Annotated in this window: 4 protein-coding genes; 2 read left to right on the forward strand and 2 right to left on the reverse strand. The window is 64.2% G+C overall.

Going from position 1 to position 6,429, the window contains the following annotated elements; all coding sequences use genetic code 11:
* Positions 1-1,176 (forward strand): fumarate hydratase (locus Q8K05_RS08575; RefSeq protein ID WP_305246212.1); only part of this gene is annotated, 1,176 nt, incomplete at its 5' end.
* A gap of 24 nt (positions 1,177-1,200) precedes the next feature.
* The gene (gene murI / locus Q8K05_RS08580; RefSeq protein WP_305246213.1) at positions 1,201-2,025 is read left to right on the forward strand and encodes a glutamate racemase; all 825 of its coding nucleotides are present in this window, start codon (positions 1,201-1,203) and stop codon (positions 2,023-2,025) included.
* Positions 2,026-2,084: 59 nt separating this feature from the next.
* Here murI and Q8K05_RS08585 read toward each other — a convergent pair whose 3' ends face one another.
* Both Q8K05_RS08585 and Q8K05_RS08590 read right to left on the reverse strand, forming a co-directional pair.
* On the reverse strand, positions 2,085-3,545 hold the full coding sequence (locus Q8K05_RS08585; protein ID WP_305246214.1) for an efflux transporter outer membrane subunit: 1,461 nt from the start codon (positions 3,543-3,545) through the stop codon (positions 2,085-2,087).
* A partial coding sequence (locus Q8K05_RS08590; RefSeq protein ID WP_305246215.1) for an efflux RND transporter permease subunit occupies positions 3,542-6,429 on the reverse strand: 2,888 nt, incomplete at its 5' end. The genes Q8K05_RS08590 and Q8K05_RS08585, both read right to left, overlap by 4 nt.

Consider the following 6,429-nt stretch of genomic DNA (forward strand, 5'->3'; position numbering starts at 1 on the left):
CCCGCAGTGATCTTCACCGAAATCGTGCCGGGCAACACGGTGGACATCACCGTGGCAGCCAAGGGCGGCGGCTCGGAGAACAAGTCCAAGATGTACATGCTGAACCCCAGCGACAGCGTGGTGGACTGGGTGCTCAAGACCGTGCCAACGATGGGCGCTGGCTGGTGCCCACCGGGCATGCTGGGCATCGGCATTGGCGGCACGGCAGAAAAGGCGGTGCTGATGGCCAAGGAAAGCCTGATGGACGACCTGGACATGTACGAACTGCAGGCCAAGGCCGAAGCCGCGAAAACCGGCGGCCCTGCACTCGACAAGGTCGAGGCCCTGCGCCTGGAGCTGTTTGAAAAGGTCAACGCGCTGGGCATAGGCGCGCAGGGCCTGGGCGGCCTGACCACCGTGCTTGACGTCAAGATCAAGATGTACCCGACGCACGCGGCCAGCAAGCCGGTCGCCATGATTCCGAACTGCGCCGCCACGCGCCACGCGCATTTCGTCATGGACGGCAGCGGCCCGGTTTACCTGACACCGCCCAGCCTGGATACCTGGCCCGACGTGAACTGGACGCCCGATTACGTCAAAAGCAAAAAGGTCAACCTCAACACATTGACCCGCGAAGAAGTCGCCAGCTGGAAGCCGGGCGACACGCTGCTGCTCAACGGCAAGATGCTGACCGGCCGCGACGCCGCGCACAAGCGCATTGCCGACATGCTGGCCAAGGGCGAAAAACTGCCGGTCGATTTCACCAACCGCGTGATTTACTACGTTGGCCCGGTTGATCCGGTCAAGGGCGAAGCGGTCGGCCCCGCCGGCCCGACCACGGCCACCCGCATGGACGGCTTCACGGAAATGATGCTGGCGCAGACCGGCCTGATCTCGATGGTCGGCAAGGCCGAGCGCGGTCCGGTCGCGATTGAAGCCATCAAGAAACACAAAAGCGCCTACCTGATGGCCGTCGGCGGTGCCGCTTACCTGGTGTCCAAGGCCATCAAGCACGCCGAAGTCGTGGGCTTTGCCGACCTGGGCATGGAAGCGATCTACGAATTTGACGTGGTGGACATGCCGGTGACCGTGGCGGTTGATGCGGGCGGCACCAGCGCGCACATCACAGGCCCGGCCGAATGGCAAGGCCGGATCGCCACCGGCGAGTTCAAGAACATTGCGGTGACCAACGCCTGACCAGCAGCGCCAGGCAGCAAGCCCGTGACATCGCAGACAACAGGTGTTTTTGACAGCGGCATAGGCGGCCTCAGCGTGCTCAAGGCGCTGCGGGCCGAACTGCCGCACGAGCACTTCATCTACATCGCCGACAGCGGCCACGCGCCGTATGGCGAGCGCGATGAGGCGCATGTGCTGGAACGCTCGCGCGCCATCACGCGCTACCTGCTCAGCCAGAACGTCAAGGCGATGGTGATCGCCTGCAACACGGCCACGGCCGCCGCGATTCATTTGCTGCGCGCCGAGCATCCCGGGCTGGCGCTGATCGGTGTCGAACCGGCGCTGAAACCAGCCGTGGCGCTCAGCCAGACCGGGCGCATCGGCGTCATGGCGACGCGCAGCACGCTTTCCAGCGCCAAGTTTCAGGCCCTGCTCGCCTCACAGGCCGGGCGCGCCAGCTTTGTAGTGCAGGCCTGTGATGGGCTGGCCGACGCCATTGAACGCAGCGCTGAAACCGGCGAAACTACGGAAACCATAGCACTATGTTCCCGCTACACGCGGGCTATGGGCCTATTTGGCACCAAAAAAGGGCAGATTGACACGCTGGTGCTGGGTTGCACGCACTACCCGTTTGCCAGCGCCCACCTGCGCGTCTTGCTGGGCCCTGAGGTGCAGATCATCGACAACGGCGAGGCGATTGCGCGCCAGACGCGGCGGCTGCTGCACACGGCGGAAAACCATGACGACAACCCTGCTTCAAGCGCTCCCGGACAAGTCAGCCTGTTCACCACTGGTCAGCCGCAAACCCTGCAGGCCGCCGCAGGGCGCTGGCTGGGCTTGTCAGACCCGATCAAAACGCTCCTGATTTAATAGCTGCGTACCCCCGTTGCCAATGGGCTACAGCCATAAAATGCTTAAATACAGGCGACTTACGGCCGGGGTGCAGCCGGTGCGTCCAGGCTCTCTGCAGGCTCTTTCCACCCACCACCGAGCGTTTTGTACAAGGTGACCTGGCTTTGCAGCTGGGCCAGCCGGGTTTGCACCACCGCCTGCCGCGCGGAAAACAACGAGCGCTGCGCATCAAGCAGATCAAGGTAGCTTGAAATGCCGTTCTGGTAGCGCAGGTCGGACAGCTTGAAGCGGGTCGCTTCGGCCGTGGCCTGGCGCTGCTGGGCGCCCAGCTGGTCGGCCAGCGTGGCACGGGTGGCCAGCGCATCGGCGACTTCACGGAACGCGGTTTGAATCGCTTTTTCGTACTGCGCAATAGCGATGTCGCGCCCGACCCTGGCCGAATCGAGTCCGGCCTGGTTGCGCCCGGCGTCAAAAATCGGCAGCACCAGTTGCGGCGCGATCGTCCAGCCCCAGGAGCCGCCTTTCAGCAGGCCGGACAACTGGCCGCTGGCGCTGCCCGCGCCCACCGTCAGCGCAATGCGCGGAAAAAATGCCGCGCGCGCCGCGCCAATGTTGGCGTTCGACGCCAGCAGCAGTTGCTCGGCCTGGCGAATATCGGGCCGATGGGTCAGCAACTCGGACGGCAGACCAGCCGGCACATCGGCCATGGGCTGCGCCTGCACGAGGGGCGCGCGCGGGCCCGCTGGTGGGGCCAGGTCGGCCGACCACTCCGGCAGCGGCTGGCCCACCAGCAGGGTCAGCGCGTTCAGGTCGAGCGCGCGCTGGCGTTGCTGCTGCGCGTAGGCCACGCGGGCCGCTTCAGCGAGGGATTCGGCCTGGCGGTAGTCGAGCTCGGACGTCACGCCGTTGTCAAAGCGCAGCTTGCTCAGCTTCATGGAGTCTTCGCGCGTCGCCAGCGTCTGGCGCGTGATGTCGAGTAATTCCTCATCGGCCAAAAGGCTGAGGTAGGTGTTGGCCAGCGCCGCGATCAGGCTGATTTGCGCGGTCTTTCGGCCCTCTTGCGTGGCGAGGTACTGGCCCAGCGCGGCTTCCTTGAGGCTGCTGACGCGGCCAAAGAAGTCCAGCTCGTAGGCCGTGACGGCCAACCCGACGTTGTAAAGGCTGTTGATGCCGCCGCTGGCCGTGGGCGTGCGCGAGCCGCTGAACACGCCGTTGACGGTGGGGAGCTGATCCGCACGGCGGATCTGGTACTGCGCCCTGGCCTGCTCGATGTTGAGCACCGCGACGCGAAGGTCACGGTTGTTGGCCAGCGACAGCCCGATCAGGCGCTTGAGTTCGCTGTCGGCAAAAAAATCCTGCCAGGCCACGCTGGAAGCCGGGCTGGCGTCAGCCGACGCAGTCACCGCCGGGCCGCCATAAGCCGGGTAGGTTGCGGCGATCGGCGCAGCAGGCCGCTCATGGACGGGAATCAGCGAACAGCCGGCCAGCAGCGCCACGGCGCTCAGCGTCAGGAGTTTGGGGAAGCGGTTCTTGATCATGGGGCCTTGCCTTGATTGGCTTGCGTTACTTCATGGCTGTCATCGCCGCCTATACCGGCGGCTTCGGCGTGCCTGGCATGCATTTTTCGCTGGCGCTCGCTGCCCTTGAAAAAACCGAGCACCACGACAAAGAAGATAGGCACAAAAAACACGGCCAGCGCGGTGCCGGTCATCATGCCGCCGATCACGCCTGTGCCGATGGCCCGCTGGCTCGCGGAACTGGCCCCGGTGGCAATCGCCAGTGGCAAGACGCCGAGCATGAACGCCAGCGAGGTCATGACAATGGGCCGAAAGCGCAAATGCGCAGCAGCCAGCGCCGACTCGACAACGCCCTTGCCCTGCGCATGCAGGTCTTTGGCAAACTCGATGATCAGAATGGCGTTCTTCGCCGACAGGCCAATGATGGTGATCAGGCCGACCTGGAAATACACGTCATTGGCATAGCCGCGCAGCAAGGTCGCCAGCAGCACGCCCAGCACGCCGAGCGGCACGACCAGAATAACGGCCAGTGGAATGCTCCAGCTTTCGTACAGCGCCGCGAGGCACAGGAACACCGCCAGGATGGCAAAGCCATAGAGGATCATGGCCTGCGAGCCCGCCAGCTTTTCCTCGCGTGACTGCCCGCTCCATTCAAAGCCAAAACCCGGCGGCAACTGCGCCACGATCTTTTCCATTTCTGCCATGGCCGCGCCCGTGCTGTAGCCCGGCGCGGCGGCGCCGCTGATGCGCATGGCGGGGTAGCCGTTGTAGCGCACCGTCTGCATCGCGCCCTTGACCCAGCGGGTGGTGGCAAAAGCCGACAGCGGCACCGGCCGGCCCTGGCTGTTGCTGGCGTTGAGCTTGAGCAGGTCATCGGGCTGCATGCGGGCCGGCGCATCGGCCTGCACCACCACACGCTGCAAGCGTCCCTGGTTCGGAAAGTCATTGACATAGCTCGAACCCAGCGAAGTGGACAAGGCCGTGTTGATGGCATCAAAGCTCACGCCCAGGGCATTGGCCTTGTCGCGGTCAATGTCGAGCTGCAGCTGCGGCGCGTCTTCCAGGCCGTCGGGCCTGACCTGCGCCAGCACCGTGCTTTTGCCCGCCATGCCCAGCATCTGGTTACGTGCCGCCAGCAGCGCCTCGCCACCCGCCCCGGCACGGTCCTGCAGGCGGAAAGTAAAGCCGCTGGCTGAACCCAACTCAGGAATCGGCGGCGGGCTGAGCGGAAACACAAACGCGTCGCGAATCCCTGACAGTGCGCCAAACGCCCGTCCGGCCAGGGCATCGGCCTGCTGGCCCTTGTCCTTGCGCTCGGACCAGTCCTTCAGCGTCACAAAGGCCAGCGCGGCGTTTTGCCCTTGACCCGAAAAGCTGAAACCCAGGACGCCGACCATGCCTTGCACTTCAGGCTGCTTGAGCATGAAACCTTCGACCTGCTCCATGACGGCGCGGGTGCGCTCCACCGTGGCGCCGGGCGGCAGCTGCACATTCACCAGCAGGGTGCCCTGGTCTTCGGCGGGTAAAAAGGAGGTCGGCAGGCGGGCGTAAACCAGTGCCACCACGCCGATGATGGCCGCATAAATAATCAGGTAGCGCCCGGCGCGCTTGAGCAGGCGGGCCACCAGGCCTTCATAGCCCTTGGCGGTGCGGGAAAAGCCCCGGTTAAACCAGCCAAAAAAGCCCGTCTTTGCATGCTGATGGCCGGCATCCACCGGCTTGAGCAGCGTGGCGCACAGCGCCGGCGTGAGGGACAACGCCAGAAATGCGGAAAAACCAATCGACGCGACCATGACGGCGGAGAACTGGCGGTAGATATTGCCGACCGAGCCGGCAAAAAAGGCCAGCGGCACAAACACCGAAATCAGCACCACCGTGACGCCGATGATCGCGCCCGAAATCTGGCTCATGGCCTTGCGCGTGGCCTCCAGCGGCGGCAGGCCTTCTTCGCTCATGATGCGTTCGACGTTTTCAACGACCACAATCGCATCATCGACCACGATGCCAATCACCAGCACCATGCCGAACATGGTCAGTACGTTGATGGAAAAACCCAGCGCCAGCAGCGTGGCAAAGGTTCCCAGCAGGGCAATCGGCACCACAATGGTTGGAATAATGGTGTAGCGCCAGTTCTGCAGGAACAAAAACATCACCAGGAACACCAGCACGACGGCCTCGATGAGGGTGGTGGCCACCTGCTGAATCGAGATGCTCACGAAACGTGAACTGTCATAAGGAATCGAATAGCTCACGCCTTGGGGAAAGTAGGGCTTGAGTTGTTCCATTTTGGCGCGCACGGCCTTGGCGGCTGCCAGCGAGTTGCCGCTCGGGGCCAGTTGCAGGCCAATGCCGGTGGCAGGCTTGCCATTAAGGCGCGCTGACGTCGCATAGGTCTGCGCACCCAGCTCAATGCGGGCCACGTCCTTGAGTCGCACGGTCGAGCCATCTGTATTGGCCCGCAGCACGATCTTGCCGAACTGCTCGACGCTGGAGAGCTGGCCATTGACCACCACCGTGGCCGCAATGCCCTGCCCCGCCACGTTCGGCAAATCACCAATCGTGCCGGAGGCGATCTGGGCGTTCTGCGCCCGGATGGCCGTCGTCACATCGGCCGCCGACAGCGCAAAACCCGCCAATTTGGCCGGATCAACCCAGATCCGCATGGCGCGCTCGGTGCCAAACAGCTGGGCCTGGCCAATGCCGGGCAGGCGCTGGAGTTCGGGCACCACGTTGCGCGAGGCATAGTCGCCCAGCGCAATCGGATCAATCGCCGGATTATCGGAGGACAGCATGGTGAACAGCAGGAAGTTCGAGCGCGACTTATCAACCCGCACGCCTTGCTGCGTCACGGCCTGAGGCAGGCGCGGCGAGGCCCGCGACAGGCGGTTTTGCACGTCCACCTGGG

It is taken from the genome of Polaromonas sp. (genome assembly GCF_030682935.1).
Taxonomy (GTDB): domain Bacteria; phylum Pseudomonadota; class Gammaproteobacteria; order Burkholderiales; family Burkholderiaceae_C; genus Polaromonas.